This window comes from Vibrio aphrogenes, from assembly GCF_002157735.2.
GTDB classification, from domain to species: domain Bacteria; phylum Pseudomonadota; class Gammaproteobacteria; order Enterobacterales; family Vibrionaceae; genus Vibrio; species Vibrio aphrogenes.
This window is the reverse complement of record NZ_AP018690.1, coordinates 663,567-678,564: the sequence shown is the minus strand read 5'-3', so window position 1 is coordinate 678,564 and position 14,998 is coordinate 663,567. Positions and strand designations below refer to the sequence as shown.

Below are 14,998 nucleotides of genomic sequence, written 5' to 3'. Positions count from 1 at the left end.
GGGATTGCCAATGGTGCACAACCATTATTAAGTTATTTCTTTGGGGCCAAACAAGGCGACAAGGTAGCTGCGGTGCTAGCCATCGCCTTAAAGGTGGTGGTGTGTCTTGGAGTCACGGTGGTGATAGGGTTAAACCTATTTCCAGAAGCGGTGGTGAGTTTATTTAGTCGCCAAGATCAGGCGCTATTTGATGCCACCACCCATGCGATGAGACTGCACTTATTTGCTCTCGCTCTAGATGGCTTCATCTTTGTGACCTCGGTTTATTTTATGTCGGTTAACCAAGGCGGGAAAGCTTTGTTAGTGTCGGCGGGCAATATTTTAATTCAACTACCGTTTTTGTACTTCTTACCTCAATGGTTGGGGTTAGATGGTATTTGGTTAAGTGTGCCACTTTCTAATGTTGTGCTATCGATGGTTATCATTCCGATGCTCTGGGCCGATGTCCGGAATAAACAACAAGGATTAACTCACTCTTCCATGGAATCGGTTAGCCGCTGATGTGTTGACTCGGTGATAACGGTGTTTTTTTTCGTAGCCAACGTCCCCAAGGGAGCATCAAAAGGGCAAAAATAGTCACCGCATATAACATGCTCCAACCGAGACAAAGGAAGACGATGGTGCAAAGAACTGTGGAGAAGCCGGCCAAATATTTTGCCCACCCGCTGAGTAATCGGAACGCTGACACCATGGCTAACAAGTACAGGAGCACAAAGACGCTGTTGGCTAGCTTAACGAGCAGTTCAAGATCTAAGTTAACAATATGACCAAATGAGATAGATAAAAACAACACCAAAGCCACCATATAAGTCGCATAAGACGGAACACCGCGAGGGGACAGTTTTGCAAGACGGCTGGTGGGTTGATAGTCACGGCTTTGTGCCCAGACTAACCTGATCATACTTTGGCTATACAGATTAATACTGGCAAAACACGCAAAATAACCAATGACGGTAATGACAATGCCGAGTTTATTACCGAGTAATTGTTCGCTGAGCCAAGGAATGGAGCTGTGCGCGGCAATATTGGGTTCAAAGGCATGGAATTTTAAAATCACTACCGAACAAGCCCAGTAAATAAATCCGGCAACAAAACAGCCTAAAATGATGGCAATGGGAAAGTCTCGTTGCGGGTTCTTAAATTCTTCTCCCATGTGAGAAAATGCTTCGATACCGACAAAGCACCAAAACATCACGGCTAAAGCGGTTCCTAATGGCATGATGGCGGAAGGGTTTAGTGAAGGCATAGCAATATCTGTCAGTTGGATATTTCCTTGCCAGAAAAAGACTGCCACTAGCGCAAAAATACTTAAAGCAATTAAGGCTTGAAATTGAGAAGACGATTTACTGCCTAATAAGGTCAAGCTCAAGATAAGAAATAGAGTAATGAGTTCGGCAAGATATTGATGAGCTAGCCAATCGGGTAATAAAGCTTTGCCAAATCCACCGGCCAGCGTTAAAGCGGCGGGCAGCCCAACCGGTAAAACACTGAGAAATAGCCAGGCGACACTGCGCTCAGTTTTACTGTTAAAGGCTTGTTTGACAAAGTAGGCAGTTCCTCCCGCATTGGGAAATTGCTTGCCGAGTAAGGCGAAAGTCAGTGCTACTGGGCAGATCGCTAACAATAAAATTACCCACGCCCACAATGACCATTCACCGGCAAGATTTGCAGCGAGGGCTGGGATCATAAATAAGCCCGTACCTAATAATGTCGTGGAGAGTTGCCCAACCCCACCAAGCAAAGTAATTTCTTTTTTTAATTGTTGGCTCATAACGATACTCGCCTTACATCCAATGATGAAGGATTACATTAACTGAAAACTGGAAAGAATAACGATACCTAACGTACAGGTGAGAATAGAACCAACTGTGGTTAGTGCAATGATATTGGCGGCCAAGGTCGCATTCCCTCCCATTGCTCGTGCCATAACATAACTGGCGGCCGCGGCGGGCGCAGAGCTCATAAAAAAGATAATGCCTAATTCTAACCCTTGAAAGCCCATCCAATAACCAGCCAGGGTTAATAATAGTGGGCATAAAATCAGTTTGTAGCTGCTCGAAATGATATTGGCGGCTTTGTCGTGACGTAATTCACTGATGTTTAAAGAGCCTCCGGTACATAACAAGGCTAATGGTAGGGTCATGTTGGCAAAATATTGTCCAGTATGCAGGATCATTTGAGGTAAAGAAATCGATAGCTCATGCACCATAAACGCGAGCAATATGGCAATGATCAATGGATTTTTTAGGATGGAAATCAGCATCACTTTATAGGCGTGAGTATCGTTTGTTTGGCTTTTAGGCGACAAAGTGATCACGGCTAAAATATTATAAAGTACGGTTACAGCGGCCACATAAATTGCGGCTAAAGCAACTCCTTCGTTGCCATAAGCATTGGCCACATAAGCTAAGCCAATAATGCCAGTGTTAGAGCGAAAGGCTCCTTGAATAATCACCCCATTTTGACTGCTCTCTTTCATCAAGCTATTGACGGTGAGGGTCGAAAATAAAAAGAAAGCGATATTAGCAATAACGGCAAAACTCACTAGAGACAGACTATTGTCACTGATGGATTCTGAACGAATAATACTAAGAAACAAAAGGGCAGGCAGAGTAACCTTAAAGACGAGCTTAGAAGCAATATCAATAAAGCTGTCGTTAATAATTTGCAGACGTCGTAATAAGACGCCCAGTAATAACATCAAACAAATAGGGCCCGTTATGGAGGCGGAAAAAAGAAATTGCTCAATAATGCCTGACATGATTCATCCATAAAATGATAGAGTAGCCACTCGCCGTACTATTTCCTTAACTAAGAATAGTGTCCATTAATAAAGGAGAGTGAAAAGGGATAAATAGTTTTCCTGCTAACTATTTATGCTTGTTTTATCATATTTAATGGCAAGAAAGAATGTTCATACCGATAAATCCATCAATTAATTCTAGGACCAATGATGATGGTGATAGGATATGAATCAATCAGAGGGATTGATTGGAGTAGAAGCGCTTTCTAAATATCAAAATAATACTTGAGGTCTGGCTTGGGATTGGATACAACAATGGCTTCTCATTGAATGATCACATAAGGATATACACATGATCAAAGAAAATACTTATTTTGAAGGCAGTGTTAAGTCACTTGGTTTTACTCAGCAAGATGGTGATAGCAGTGTCGGCGTAATGGCTGTTGGGGAATATACTTTTGGTACGGCGGCCCCAGAGCGTATGACAGTGATCAAAGGAGCGCTGACGGTAAAACTGCCGAATACACAAGACTGGATCACTTATCAATCTGGTGAATCATTTAATGTGATTGGCAATGCCTCGTTTGATCTTAAAGTGGATGTTGATACCGCTTATCTTTGCGAATACCTCTAAGGCCTTACTTTTCTGCGCGCGTTTAGCTGAAACCCGCAGGTGCGACATCCGAAATGATTAAGCGATTACATCGCCTTTAAGAGCATCAATAAAAGGCCAAGGATCTCTCCTTGGCCTTTTTGCAATCTTAGAAGCCTTATTCAAAAGTGGCTCACAAAGACTTCTTATTAGCGGTCTTGATTAGGCACCGCAATAAAGCCAGTAGTGATACTTTCTTCTTTGGCTTCGACATGCTCAATGACTTGATCGATGTAACTTTCCACTTTTTCACCAACTTCATCATTATCTTCAGTAAAGTAAGCTAAGTGGAACACCGCATCACCTTCATTGACCAATGGTAAGGTTTGTTGACCAATGACAATGCCGTCCTTGGGAGCGTTCATGGTGATTTCTTCATGACCAAGCGGAGAGCTGATATAGGCCAAAACTTGACCTTTATTCACGCGGTCGCCCAGCGTCACCATGGTACGTAAAATACCATCACTTTCCGCACGTACCCAATTGGTTGATTTCGCAATAACCGAATCAGGTACTTTTTTACGACTCATACGTTGCATGCCTAAAGCTTGCATGACACGTTGTACGCCAAGGATACCAGCATTAATAGCAATCGGTTCAAAACGTAGCGCTTCACCGGCTTCATAGGTCAACACTGGCGTGCCAAATTTTTCTGCTTCAGCACGTAGTGAACCATCACGTAAGGCCGCATCGATAATAACTGGCGTACCAAAGGCTTTGGCCATCAACAGCGTTTCATGGTTATCCAAACAAGCACGAATTTGTGGCAAGTTGGTTCGATGAATCGCTCCCGTATGTAAGTCGATAATATAATCGGCTTTTTTGGCTACATCGGTAAAAAAGGTATAGGCAATGCGTGAGGCCAATGATCCTTTCTCTGAGCCAGGAAAGCAGCGGTTCAAATCGCGGCGATCGGGTAAATAACGAGATTTATGGATAAAGCCAAACACGTTTACAATAGGAACGGCAATTAAGGTGCCTTTGAGCTTGTCGGCATCAATTTTTTCAATTAATTGACGAACAATCTCAACCCCATTGAGCTCATCACCATGGATAGCCGCATTCACCATCAGGATCGGGCCAGCTTGTTTACCATGAATAATTTCGACCGGAATTGATAACGGGGAATGGGTATAGAGCTTCGCCGCTTCAATTTCGAGTACTTTTCTTTCACCGGCTTGTACGGTATGGCCCATAAATTCGAAAGGAGAGTTTTTCTTTACTCTTCTTTTATCGCCACGCTTTGAGTTAACCACGCCCACGAGTTTTAGTTCCTTTAACAGATGCATTCTTTTCAATAAAGTCTACAATCATGCCGGCAACATCTTTCCCTGTTGCAGCTTCAATACCTTCAAGACCTGGAGAGGAATTCACCTCCATGACTAAAGGCCCACGAGAAGAACGCAGTAAATCTACGCCCGCTACATTTAAGCCCATAATTTTGGCTGCAGCAACAGCGGTTTTACGTTCTTCTGGTGTAATTCTTACTAAAGAAGCGGTACCGCCACGGTGTAAGTTTGAACGGAATTCACCTTCACCCGCTTGACGTTTCATGGCGGCAATGACTTTATCGCCAATAACGAAACAGCGAATATCTGCGCCGCCTGCTTCTTTAATGTATTCTTGTACCATGATATTGGCTTTTAACCCCATGAAAGCTTCAACGACGCTTTCTGCCGCTTTACGCGTTTCAGCTAATACGACGCCAATACCTTGAGTGCCTTCTAGCAGTTTAATCACTACAGGTGCACCGCCAACCATGTCTAATAAGTCTTTAATATCATCAGGTTTACTTGCAAAACCGGTGATCGGCATGCCAATCCCTTTACGAGATAACAATTGCATTGAGCGCAACTTATCACGTGAACGAGTGATCGCCACGGACTCATTGACAGGGTAGACACCCATCATCTCAAATTGACGCAATACTGCTGTACCATAAAAAGTTACAGAGGCACCGATACGAGGGATGATGGCATCAAAATCTTTCAGCTCTTCACCTTTAAAGTGAATTTCAGGTTGCTCTGAATTGATGTTCATATAACAACGTAAAGCATCGATCACTTTTACTTCGTGCCCACGACTCTGACAGGCTTCAATGAGACGCTTGGTGGAGTATAAAGAACGGTTACGAGATAAAATTCCGATTTTCATTAATCGTGATCCTTAGTTTCAGGTGAAGCAATTAAAAAAGAGGCGGTAGGGTCGACAATAATACGGTGGTGCATTGCCGTTCTGCCCAACAACATTCTAAATAACATATTTTCTCTATTGGTGAGGGTGACTTCTATCGGCCATTGTTCACCATTAAACGCTAGCATCGTTTTGATGACATAACGTTGTTCTTCATGTCCGCCTGAATCTTTGACGGTACGTTGGTCAATGACTTTAGCCGTACATTCTTTAACGAAATCGGTATTTTTTTGCTCAGGATGCACCCAAAAGCGAACCCATAATTCACCCTCTTTTTGAAAGGGCTCAATTTTAAACGTGTGTAAGCAGGAGCTTCGTGCTCCAGTATCAATTTTTGCTTTGATCAGTTCAATGCCAAGCTCAGGTAGGGCAAGCATTTCCCGCCATCCTACGATGATTTTTTGTGTCATTTGTATATCGCTAAGATTGGTGTAATGAATACGCTCATGATGACGAGCGCTTGAATGCTGAAATAGTTTTATCTATTAATCATAGAAAGTGTAAGTGTATTCACTATAACAAATGATTAATGGGATAGGTGCATTTTGGGCGCGAATTTATCAATTATTTTTTTATCAGTCTTGTGAAAACTTTTTATCTCTACGATAAAAATAATTGTCTTGATTCAAGGTAATAGATAACTTCAGCTGCAGATAACTAGAAGTCATTCAATACAGCACTGTGTGCGCCTAACGTCGTTAAAATCAAAGCAATAGTCAGCTATTGAGTGATGATTTTGCCTTGTTATCCATCCTCAATTGCGGCATTGAGACAAAGGAATCCACTTTAGGTCGCTGATAGATATTTTTATTGCCTATATCAGAGGATTAAACTTGTTATTGTGAGGCTCTTGCCCACAGTTGAGGTTAGATAAAAAAAACCTTTCCCAAATCATTGGGAAAGGTAACCTCAAAGGAAAATAACATGAATCAATAAACCACAGAGTTGTGAATGATTGCTTCATGAATACTGCCATGTATTCAATTATGATAAAGCAGAATGCGTGCCAACTTTTTAACTTATTGTTTTTGTTTTATTTATTGGTTTTTTGGTTTTGATTTCAGTTCAATGTTGACGTTGCCTGCACCTAAATGGGGGAAGGTGAGCCCTTTTGGTGCGCAAGTTCGTATGGCTCGTGCTTATTTTTAAGAGCTCCTGATTTTTAGAAGCTATTTAGATGTTAAGAAAATAAGCCAGAAGATAAATAGCGGTCTCCTCGGTCACACACAATGGCAACCACCACAGAGCCAGGATTTTTTTGAGCAATTTCAAGTGCGGCAAAAACAGCTCCACCAGAGCTTACACCAGCACTAATACCCTCTTTTCGCGCTAAGGCTCGAGCGGTCTCTTCAGCGGATTTTTGGTCAATATCCATGATTTGATCAATGGTCGAGTCATCAAAGATGCCGGGTAAATATTGTTGTGGCCAGCGACGGATCCCCGGAATGGCGCTGCCTTCAGCAGGTTGTAGTCCTACCACGCACACATTGGGATTTTGTGATTTTAAATAGCGAGACACTCCAACGATAGTGCCTGTTGTCCCCATACTCGACACGAAATGCGTGATTTTACCGTGACTTTGCTGCCAAATTTCAGGGCCAGTAGAATGAAAGTGAGCGTCGGGATTGTCTGCATTGTTGAATTGATCTAAGACAATGCCTTTCCCTTCACTTTGCATTTGTAAGGCTAAGTCGCGTGCGCCTTCCATTCCTTGTTCTTTGGTGACTAGAATTAGCTCAGCTCCGTAAGCTTTCATTGAGTCTTTACGTTCTTGGGTGGAGTTATCCGGCATAATAAGAATCATCTTATAACCCTTAATGGCGGCGGCCATAGCAAGGGCAATACCGGTATTACCACTGGTGGCTTCAATGATGGTATCGCCCGGTTTTATGTTGCCGCGAGCTTCTGCTTGAGTCAGCATATTGATGGCTGGACGATCTTTGACCGAACCTGCTGGGTTATTACCTTCTAATTTGACCAACACCGTACTTTGGTTGCTTGTGGTAAGACGTTGCAACCGAACTAAAGGTGTTTGACCAATATAAGCTTCAATCGTTGGAAATTCAGACACTTGCAATCCTCTGCGGGTAAATTGATTCAGATGATATTGTGTGGTTATTCTAGAGCTGAACACAAGTGATATTCAAAATAACGATACAATTTATTGTTTGATAATATTCCAAAACGTTCTATTTATAAGCTTTGATATCGTTACCTTATCCACATACTCTGATAACAACGGATGCCATCTAGGCAAATGAATTAGGAGTATCAGAAGCATGAAACGAATCAAGACCGTACTCACAACTTTATTGATTGCGGGTTCCTTTAACGCCTCAGCGGCCGATCAAACCATATTGAACTCTTCTTACGATATTGCTCGTGAATTGTTCGCTACCTATAACCCTATTTTTGAAAAGCATTGGCAAGAGAAGACGGGCAAAACGATCGAAATTAAACAATCCCATGGTGGGTCTTCCGCACAAGCTCGTTCAATTTTGCAAGGTTTGTCTGCTGATGTGGTGACGTTTAACCAAGTGACGGACGTACAAGTCTTGCACGATAAAGGCAAATTGATCCCCGCCGATTGGCAAAGCAAATTACCGAATGCGAGCTCTCCTTATTATTCAACTACCGCCTTTTTAGTTCGCAAAGGTAATCCTAAAAATATCCAAGACTGGGGTGATTTAGCTCGTGAAGGTGTGGCTTCGGTGTTCCCTAATCCGAAAACCTCGGGTAATGCTCGTTATACTTATCTTGCTGCCCTTGGTTATGCCCAAAAAACCTTTGGTAAACAAGATGAAGCTAAACAAGATGCGTTCTTGAAGAAAATGCTGGCTAACGTAGCCGTATTTGATACCGGTGGCCGTGGTGCAACCACTTCATTTGTAGAGCGCAAGATCGGCGATGTGCTTATCACATTTGAATCTGAAGTGAACAATATCCGTAAACAATACGGTGAAGATAATTATGAAGTCGTTGTCCCTAAAACCTCGATCTTAGCGGAATTTCCTGTTGCTGTCGTTGAACGAAATGCCAAACGTAACGGTACCACGGAAGTCGCAACTGAGTACCTGTCTTACCTTTATAGCGAAGAAGCACAACGTATGTTGGCGGGCTTTAACTATCGTGTACATGATGAAAAAGTCAAAGCCGAGTTTGCGGATCGTTTCCCTGAAGTGGAATTACTGACGGTGGAAGAGATCGCTGGTGGTTGGGATAACGCCATGAAAACTCAATTTGCTAATGGTGCAAAACTCGACCAGCTTCAACGCCGTTAATATATTTTACATCCTACTTCGTTACCGCTCGTTTGAGGGGTAACGAATCCTATTTTTGACTGGTTATTTGAGGGTTTATGAGCGGAACTCACGCACTTTCTCGCCCAAAACAGCAACGGGTCTTGCCCGGTTTTACCATCAGCTTGGGAATTTCTTTATTGTTTGTCAGCTTGATCTTATTGCTACCTGCAACCGGATTAGTAATGCAAACCAAAGGAATGACGCTGGGTGAATATTGGTATGTAATTGCTGATCCGCGTGTGGTGGCAAGTTATAAAGTCACCGTGTTGTCAGCTTTTATTGCTTCTTTGTTTAATGGTGCCTTTGGGTTGTTATTGGCTTGGGTATTGGTTCGTTATCAATTTCCGGGTAAACGTATTTTAGATGCTTTGGTGGATTTGCCTTTTGCCTTGCCGACCGCAGTGGCGGGGATCACGTTAGCCACACTGTATTCAAGTACCGGTTGGCTAGGTAGTGTGTTAGAGCAAGTTGGTATTCAAGTGGCGTACACACCATTAGGGATTATTGTCGCGATGGCATTTACCAGTATCCCTTTTGTGGTACGTACAGTGCAGCCGGTCTTAGAAGAAATTTCTAAAGAGGAAGAAGAGGCGGGAATGACGCTGGGCGCTTCTGACTGGGCCGTTTTTTGTAAAGTGATTATGCCAACCTTGCGCCCCGCATTATTGGTGGGTGTGGCCCTGTCTTTTACTCGCAGTCTTGGTGAGTTTGGCGCGGTGATTTTTATTGCGGGCAACATGCCGTATGTCAGTGAGATCACCTCGTTAATGATCTTTGTGCGTTTGCAAGAGTTTGATTTTCCTGCGGCGAGTGCGATTGCTTCGATTGTGTTGTTAACTTCGTTATCTTTGTTGTTAGTTATCAATTTATGGCAAGGCGCTTATTTACGCCGCATTCACGGTAGGTAAGGGGATAAGATGTCGAAACCTTCACGGATTGGAGAGCAGCCGCTCGTTAAATGGAGCTTAATTACATTAGCACTGTTTTTCGTGGCCATTTTGTTAGTCATTCCATTATTAAGCATCTTTCAGCAAGCCTTTGCTAGTGGTATCACGACTTATTTTACCAACTTGAGTGAGCCCGATACGCTACATGCGATTGGCCTAACATTGATTGTGGCCTTAATGACAGTGCCAATTAACTTAGTGTTTGGGGTGATGCTGGCATGGTCGGTGACGCGTTTTGAGTTTGTGGGGCGTAAGTTTTTAATCACCTTGATCGATATTCCTTTTGCAGTATCACCGGTTGTGGCAGGGTTGTTGTATCTATTGCTTTATGGCAGCAGCGGCTGGCTCGGTGAGTGGCTATTTGAGCATGATTTACAAATTATGTTTGCCTGGCCCGGCATTGTATTGGTGACTGTGTTTGTGACCTGCCCATTTGTCGCACGAGAGCTAATCCCATTGATGCAACAACAAGGGCGTTCCGATGAAGAAGCTGCGGTCATTTTAGGCGCCTCATGGTGGCAATTATTCCGTCGTGTAACACTGCCTAATATCAAATGGGCGCTGATTTATGGGGTGATCTTAACTAATGCGCGAGCGGTTGGTGAATTTGGCGCGGTGGCGGTAGTCTCGGGTAATATTCGCGGTGAAACCAATACCTTACCGTTACATGTTCAGCTGTTGTATGAAGACTATCAATCGGAAGCGGCGTTTGCCAGCGCATCATTATTGGCATTTATTGCGTTATTAACTTTGATTTTGAAAGCCTTTGTTGAGTGGCGACAAGAACGAAATCACATCAATGATCAGCAGTCTCAACAAAAGCAACAAGGTGATTTATGAGTATCTGTTTAAATAATATTTCCAAGCAATTTGGCAAATTTGAGGCATTGTCACCGCTCTCATTAGACATTGAAAACGGTGAGATGATTGGGTTGTTAGGACCTTCTGGTTCAGGTAAAACTACGTTATTGCGTATTATTGCTGGGTTAGAAAATGCCAATAGTGGCTCGATCCATTTTGGAGATAAAGACGTCACCAATGTGCACGTGCGTGATCGTCGTGTTGGCTTTGTGTTTCAAAATTACGCCTTATTTCGTCACATGACGGTTGCAGACAATGTCGCATTTGGCTTACAAGTTATGGAACGATCAGTACGTCCTAACGCAGCGGAAATCAACCAACGCGTCAAACAACTTTTAGAAATCGTGCAACTTGGACATCTTGCAGGACGTTATTCTGAACAACTTTCTGGTGGGCAAAAACAGCGTATTGCTTTAGCTCGCGCGTTGGCAACCAAACCGGAAGTGCTCTTGCTGGATGAACCGTTTGGTGCTTTGGACGCTAAAGTGCGCAAAGATCTGCGCCGTTGGTTACGTAATTTGCATGATGAAATCGGCTTTACCAGTGTGTTTGTGACTCATGATCAAGATGAAGCGTTAGAGCTTTCTGATCGTGTGGTGGTGATGAGCAACGGCAAAATAGAGCAAGTGGATTCTCCCGTAGAGCTTTATGCGCATCCCAATAGCCGCTTTGTGTTTGATTTCTTCGGTAACGTCAATCAATTTCAAGCCAATTGGCATCATGAGCAGTGGCAAAATGGAGAAGCCTTTATTTTGCCACCTAAGATGGAAAGCACGCAAAAGAATGGCTCTTTGTATATTCGTGGCCATGAGTTAAGTATAGCGAGCAAACCAAACAGCCAAGCTTCATTACCTTGCCAGGTGGTAGCGGTGAATCCCGTTGGTGCAGAAGTGCGAGTGGAATTATCACCTCTTGGCTGGGAAAGTAACGAGATCTGGGAAGCGAAGCTGTCGCACCAAACGTTAAATGAACATTCTTTTAAGCGTGGTGATGCGGTTTATGCGACGCCTCAAGTCGGGTATTTCTTTGGCGATGACGAGCAAGGTGAGCCTACCGTATTACGTTGGCCATTCCTCGCACCAGGGAATTTGATGTTTGATATATGATGTTATTTAATCTTAACTGAGGTTATTTACTTTCATTTACCAAGAAGTTGACTGTAGAGCTACGACTTGCCAGAAAATTAATGTCTGGTTCTCAAGCCTTTTTCCTACGCAATTTCTGATCTTCTAATGAGTGTAATTGGTATTAATCCCGACAAAAAAGCGAGCTCCTCACGTGAGCTCGCTTTTCTTTCAAAGTGTTTTTACAAGGTTCTCTTTAAATCATCAATGGCTTTGGGACTCAAATGCCAGTACTTTTTGTTCTATTTTGCGAAAGAGTAACGATAACATCCCATTGACGATAAGGTAAAAAGCGCCTGCCATGCCGAATACGGTTAAGGTATCGTAGGTTTGAGCATTAATTCGTTGAGCATAGCCCATCAAGTCCATAATCGTGATAGTGCTCGCCAGTGACGTACCTTTAAATACTAAAATCACTTCATTAGAATAAGCTGGAATTGCCCGGCGAATGGCGTAAGGAAGTAACACACCTAAAGTGGTTTTGGTGCTCATACCTAGTGCTCGACACGCTTGCCATTGGCCCGATGGAATGGCATCAAAAGCGCCTTTGAATAACTGGGTACTATAGGAGGCAGTATTTAGCGCCAGTGCTAACATAGCGCAGAACCAAGGCTCACGTAACCAATCCCATAAAAAGCTATTACGCAGCCATTCAAATTGACCTGGGCCATAATAGATTAAAAAGATCTGTACTAATAATGGCGTACCAGTAAATAACGTAATAATGGCACGACTAAACCAGTGAATGACGGGTAAGCGTACAATCAAGGTCATGGTCATCAGTAACGATAGGCTACAGCCAACCAGTAATGACACAAAGGTCAATTCTAAGCTGGTTTGTAAGCCTTCGAGTAGTTGCCAAATATGTTGTTGATTCATGATTAGGCTCCTACCGGCTGTTTTTTCTTATTATTATCAACCATATTGGCTTCTTGTAATTGATACTTTTTATTCAGCCTTGCAATGACACGCTGGGTGATAAGCGTAATGATCAGATAAACAGCCGCAGCCGTTGCGTACCAAGTAAAGCTTTGATGAGTTGCTGCTGAGGTGAGTTGGGCTTGTTTGAGTAGATCGGTGACACCAATCAATGACACTAATGCGGTATCTTTAAGCAATACGAGCCATTGGTTAGTCAAACCAGGTAACGCATGACGAACCGCTTGCGGTAAAATGATACGAATAAAGGCTCGTGATTTAGGTAAACCTAATGCAATGGCGGCTTCTCTTTGTCCTTTCGGTACGGCTTTTAGTGCGCCACGTAACGTCTGCGCGGCATAAGACGCAAAGATAAGCGATAAAGCAATCACCCCACATAAAAATGGGCTGACTTCAATAAAGTCTCCCGTCAGATAAAAGAGGATCTGACTAGAACCAAAAAAGATGAAGAGAACAACTAATAACTCAGGTAACCCTCGAATGACAGTTACTAAAGCGGTGGTTGGCCAAGAGATCAATTTAAAGCGCGACATTTCGCCACTTGCAAATATCATTGAAAGAACCAAACCTACCGCAAGGCTGGTAAACGCTAACTGAATTGTCAGCCAGCTCGCGTTAATTAACGCAAGAGAGTAACCTGAGAACATCACTTATTTAAGACCACTTATTATTTGCTAGCAAAGTATTTATCGAAGATCGCTTTATATTGACCATTTTGCTTAATTTTATCTAAAGCGGCATTCAATTGATCAACCAATGCTTGATTATCTTTATTGACGGCGATCCCAAAACCATTACCAAAGTAGCTGGTGTTAGTCACAGGTTTGCCAACGTAAGCTAAGTTCGAGTCTTTTTTGAACCATTCAGCCACAACCGCTGTATCGCCAAATACGCTATCAATTCGGCCATTTTGCATGTCGATAAAGGCATCCTGATAACTTGCATAAGGAATAGCGGTAACACCTGGCATTTGCTCAACTAAATAGCTTTGGTGAGTTGAACCATTTTGCACCCCAACACGTTTGCCTTCTAATTCTTTATAATTAGCGACTTTGCCTTTAACTGAAACAAAAGCAGCGGCGTTGTCATAGTAAGCATTAGTAAAGCTGACTTGCTCAAGACGAGCATCCGTAATGTCCATAGCTGAGATAGCCGCATCATAACGCTTGAACTTAAGTGCAGGAATTAAGCTATCAAAGGCTTGGTTTTGGAAAGTACAAGTCGCTTTCATTTCTTCACATAGTGCGTTAGCCAGATCGATATCAAAACCTTGAATTTGGTTATTATCGTCCATGTATTCAAAAGGGGCATAGGTGGCTTCAGTTGCGAATTTTATTTCTTCTTGAGCCAGAGCATGGGTAGACATTAGGCCAATGATGCTCGCGAGTAGAATTTTTTTCATTGTATAACTCCATTTATATCTGTGATTTAAAATATTGGTTAACCAAGAGGTTACCTTCATTTTTATTATTAGTGTATGACGTTAGTGCTTTAAGTAATCTGCAAACGCTTGTGATTGTGGCTGAGTGAAATGGCTATTATCTCCATATTCAATTACATGGCCTTTTTCAAGATAGAGCAAATGACTGGCTACTTTTTTAGCAAAATCGACTTCATGAGTCACGATAATTTGTGTGATGCCGGTTTGACTTAAATCTTTAATAATATTGACGACTTGAGAGGTGATCTCAGGGTCGAGAGCCGCGGTTGGCTCATCAAACAATAACACTTCAGGTTTCATCATTAAGGCCCGAGCAATTGCAACACGTTGTTGTTGTCCGCCTGACAACTGCAATGGCCAAGCATCGGCTTTATCAGCGAGCTGCAATTGGGTTAAGATTTGCAGCGCTTCTTGTTTGGCCTCAGCCTTACCCATACCAGCCACTTTAACCGGCGCTTCGATTAAATTATCTAACACGCTCATGTGAGGCCATAAATTGTATTGTTGAAATACCATGCCGACCTTTTTACGTAAGATCATGCCTTGCTTTTCGGAAACTGGCTCAGAAAAATCGAAAGTTTGAGTGGCAATATTTAAAGTGCCGCTGTTAGGCATTTCCAATAAGTTTAAGACTCGTAATAATGAGCTTTTACCTGCGCCACTTGGACCTAAAAGCACCAAAGTATCGCCAGCCTCACAATGAAAACTGACATCGTGTAATACTTGGTTGGTGCCATAAAACTTATTAATGTTTGAAATTTGAATAGTCATGCCTACAGTCTGCATTTATTTTCAC

16 protein-coding genes are annotated in these 14,998 nt (G+C 42.8%); 6 read left to right on the top strand and 10 right to left on the bottom strand.

The window, feature by feature from the left end; genetic code table 11:
• Nucleotides 1-3 precede the first annotated feature (3 nt).
• A complete protein-coding gene (locus tag VCA1004_RS15310; protein WP_232012686.1) occupies nucleotides 4-501 on the top strand; it encodes an MATE family efflux transporter in 498 nt (165 codons plus the stop codon).
• Here VCA1004_RS15310 and yjeH read toward each other — a convergent pair.
• Nucleotides 491-1,771: an L-methionine/branched-chain amino acid transporter gene (gene yjeH, locus VCA1004_RS14290; RefSeq protein WP_086981108.1), complete on the bottom strand. Its 1,281-nt coding sequence runs from the start codon at nucleotides 1,769-1,771 to the stop codon at nucleotides 491-493. The two genes, VCA1004_RS15310 and yjeH, sit on opposite strands and share 11 nt — an antisense overlap.
• Nucleotides 1,772-1,804: 33 nt before the next feature.
• Nucleotides 1,805-2,761 carry an AEC family transporter gene (locus tag VCA1004_RS14285; protein WP_086981107.1) on the bottom strand — a complete coding sequence of 319 codons (957 nt, stop codon included), beginning with the start codon at nucleotides 2,759-2,761 and terminating at the stop codon, nucleotides 1,805-1,807.
• A gap of 334 nt (nucleotides 2,762-3,095) precedes the next feature.
• Between VCA1004_RS14285 and ppnP the strand changes: the two genes are divergently transcribed.
• Nucleotides 3,096-3,377, top strand: a complete 282-nt coding sequence (ppnP, locus tag VCA1004_RS14280) for a pyrimidine/purine nucleoside phosphorylase (protein ID WP_086981106.1) — start codon at nucleotides 3,096-3,098, stop codon at nucleotides 3,375-3,377.
• Nucleotides 3,378-3,544: 167 nt separating this feature from the next.
• Here ppnP and VCA1004_RS14275 read toward each other — a convergent pair whose 3' ends face one another.
• The 4 genes from VCA1004_RS14275 to cysM form a co-directional block, all read right to left on the bottom strand.
• Nucleotides 3,545-4,684, bottom strand: coding sequence for a succinylglutamate desuccinylase/aspartoacylase family protein (locus VCA1004_RS14275; RefSeq protein WP_408646912.1), 1,140 nt, complete (start codon nucleotides 4,682-4,684; stop codon nucleotides 3,545-3,547).
• Nucleotides 4,644-5,549, bottom strand: coding sequence for a 30S ribosomal protein S6--L-glutamate ligase (gene rimK, locus VCA1004_RS14270; RefSeq protein ID WP_086981105.1), 906 nt, complete (start codon nucleotides 5,547-5,549; stop codon nucleotides 4,644-4,646). Before rimK ends, VCA1004_RS14275 begins: the two co-directional genes overlap by 41 nt.
• Nucleotides 5,549-5,998: an ATP-dependent zinc protease family protein gene (locus VCA1004_RS14265; protein WP_086981104.1), complete on the bottom strand. Its 450-nt coding sequence runs from the start codon at nucleotides 5,996-5,998 to the stop codon at nucleotides 5,549-5,551. Before VCA1004_RS14265 ends, rimK begins: the two co-directional genes overlap by 1 nt.
• A gap of 770 nt (nucleotides 5,999-6,768) precedes the next feature.
• Entirely contained in the window at nucleotides 6,769-7,659 is an 891-nt protein-coding gene (cysM, locus tag VCA1004_RS14260; RefSeq protein ID WP_086981103.1) for a cysteine synthase CysM, read from the bottom strand.
• Nucleotides 7,660-7,867: 208 nt separating this feature from the next.
• Between cysM and cysP the strand changes: the two genes are divergently transcribed.
• The 4 genes from cysP (at nucleotide 7,868) to VCA1004_RS14240 (ending at nucleotide 11,804) form a co-directional block, all read left to right on the top strand.
• The gene (gene cysP / locus VCA1004_RS14255; RefSeq protein ID WP_086981102.1) at nucleotides 7,868-8,869 is read left to right on the top strand and encodes a thiosulfate ABC transporter substrate-binding protein CysP; all 1,002 of its coding nucleotides are present in this window, start codon (nucleotides 7,868-7,870) and stop codon (nucleotides 8,867-8,869) included.
• 77 nt (nucleotides 8,870-8,946) lie between these two features.
• Entirely contained in the window at nucleotides 8,947-9,798 is an 852-nt protein-coding gene (cysT, locus tag VCA1004_RS14250; protein WP_086981101.1) for a sulfate/thiosulfate ABC transporter permease CysT, read from the top strand.
• A gap of 9 nt (nucleotides 9,799-9,807) precedes the next feature.
• Nucleotides 9,808-10,677: a sulfate ABC transporter permease subunit CysW gene (gene cysW / locus VCA1004_RS14245; RefSeq protein ID WP_086981100.1), complete on the top strand. Its 870-nt coding sequence runs from the start codon at nucleotides 9,808-9,810 to the stop codon at nucleotides 10,675-10,677.
• Nucleotides 10,674-11,804 (top strand): sulfate/molybdate ABC transporter ATP-binding protein, encoded by a 1,131-nt coding sequence (locus tag VCA1004_RS14240; RefSeq protein WP_086981099.1) that lies wholly within the window; start codon nucleotides 10,674-10,676, stop codon nucleotides 11,802-11,804. The genes cysW and VCA1004_RS14240 overlap by 4 nt, the downstream gene beginning before the upstream one ends.
• Nucleotides 11,805-12,026: 222 nt before the next feature.
• On the opposite strand, the gene artM is transcribed toward VCA1004_RS14240, so the two are convergent.
• The 4 genes from artM to artP all read right to left on the bottom strand — a co-directional run bounded on the left by artM (nucleotide 12,027) and on the right by artP (nucleotide 14,973).
• Nucleotides 12,027-12,701, bottom strand: a complete 675-nt coding sequence (gene artM, locus VCA1004_RS14235; protein ID WP_086981098.1) for an arginine ABC transporter permease ArtM — start codon at nucleotides 12,699-12,701, stop codon at nucleotides 12,027-12,029.
• Nucleotides 12,702-12,703: 2 nt separating this feature from the next.
• Nucleotides 12,704-13,411, bottom strand: a complete 708-nt coding sequence (gene artQ, locus VCA1004_RS14230) for an arginine ABC transporter permease ArtQ (protein WP_086981097.1) — start codon at nucleotides 13,409-13,411, stop codon at nucleotides 12,704-12,706.
• Nucleotides 13,412-13,428: 17 nt separating this feature from the next.
• Complete coding sequence (locus tag VCA1004_RS14225; RefSeq protein ID WP_086981096.1) at nucleotides 13,429-14,163, bottom strand: lysine/arginine/ornithine ABC transporter substrate-binding protein; 735 nt, start codon at nucleotides 14,161-14,163, stop codon at nucleotides 13,429-13,431.
• Between the two features lie 81 nt (nucleotides 14,164-14,244).
• On the bottom strand, nucleotides 14,245-14,973 hold the full coding sequence (artP, locus tag VCA1004_RS14220) for an arginine ABC transporter ATP-binding protein ArtP (protein WP_086981396.1): 729 nt from the start codon (nucleotides 14,971-14,973) through the stop codon (nucleotides 14,245-14,247).
• Nucleotides 14,974-14,998 lie beyond the last annotated feature (25 nt).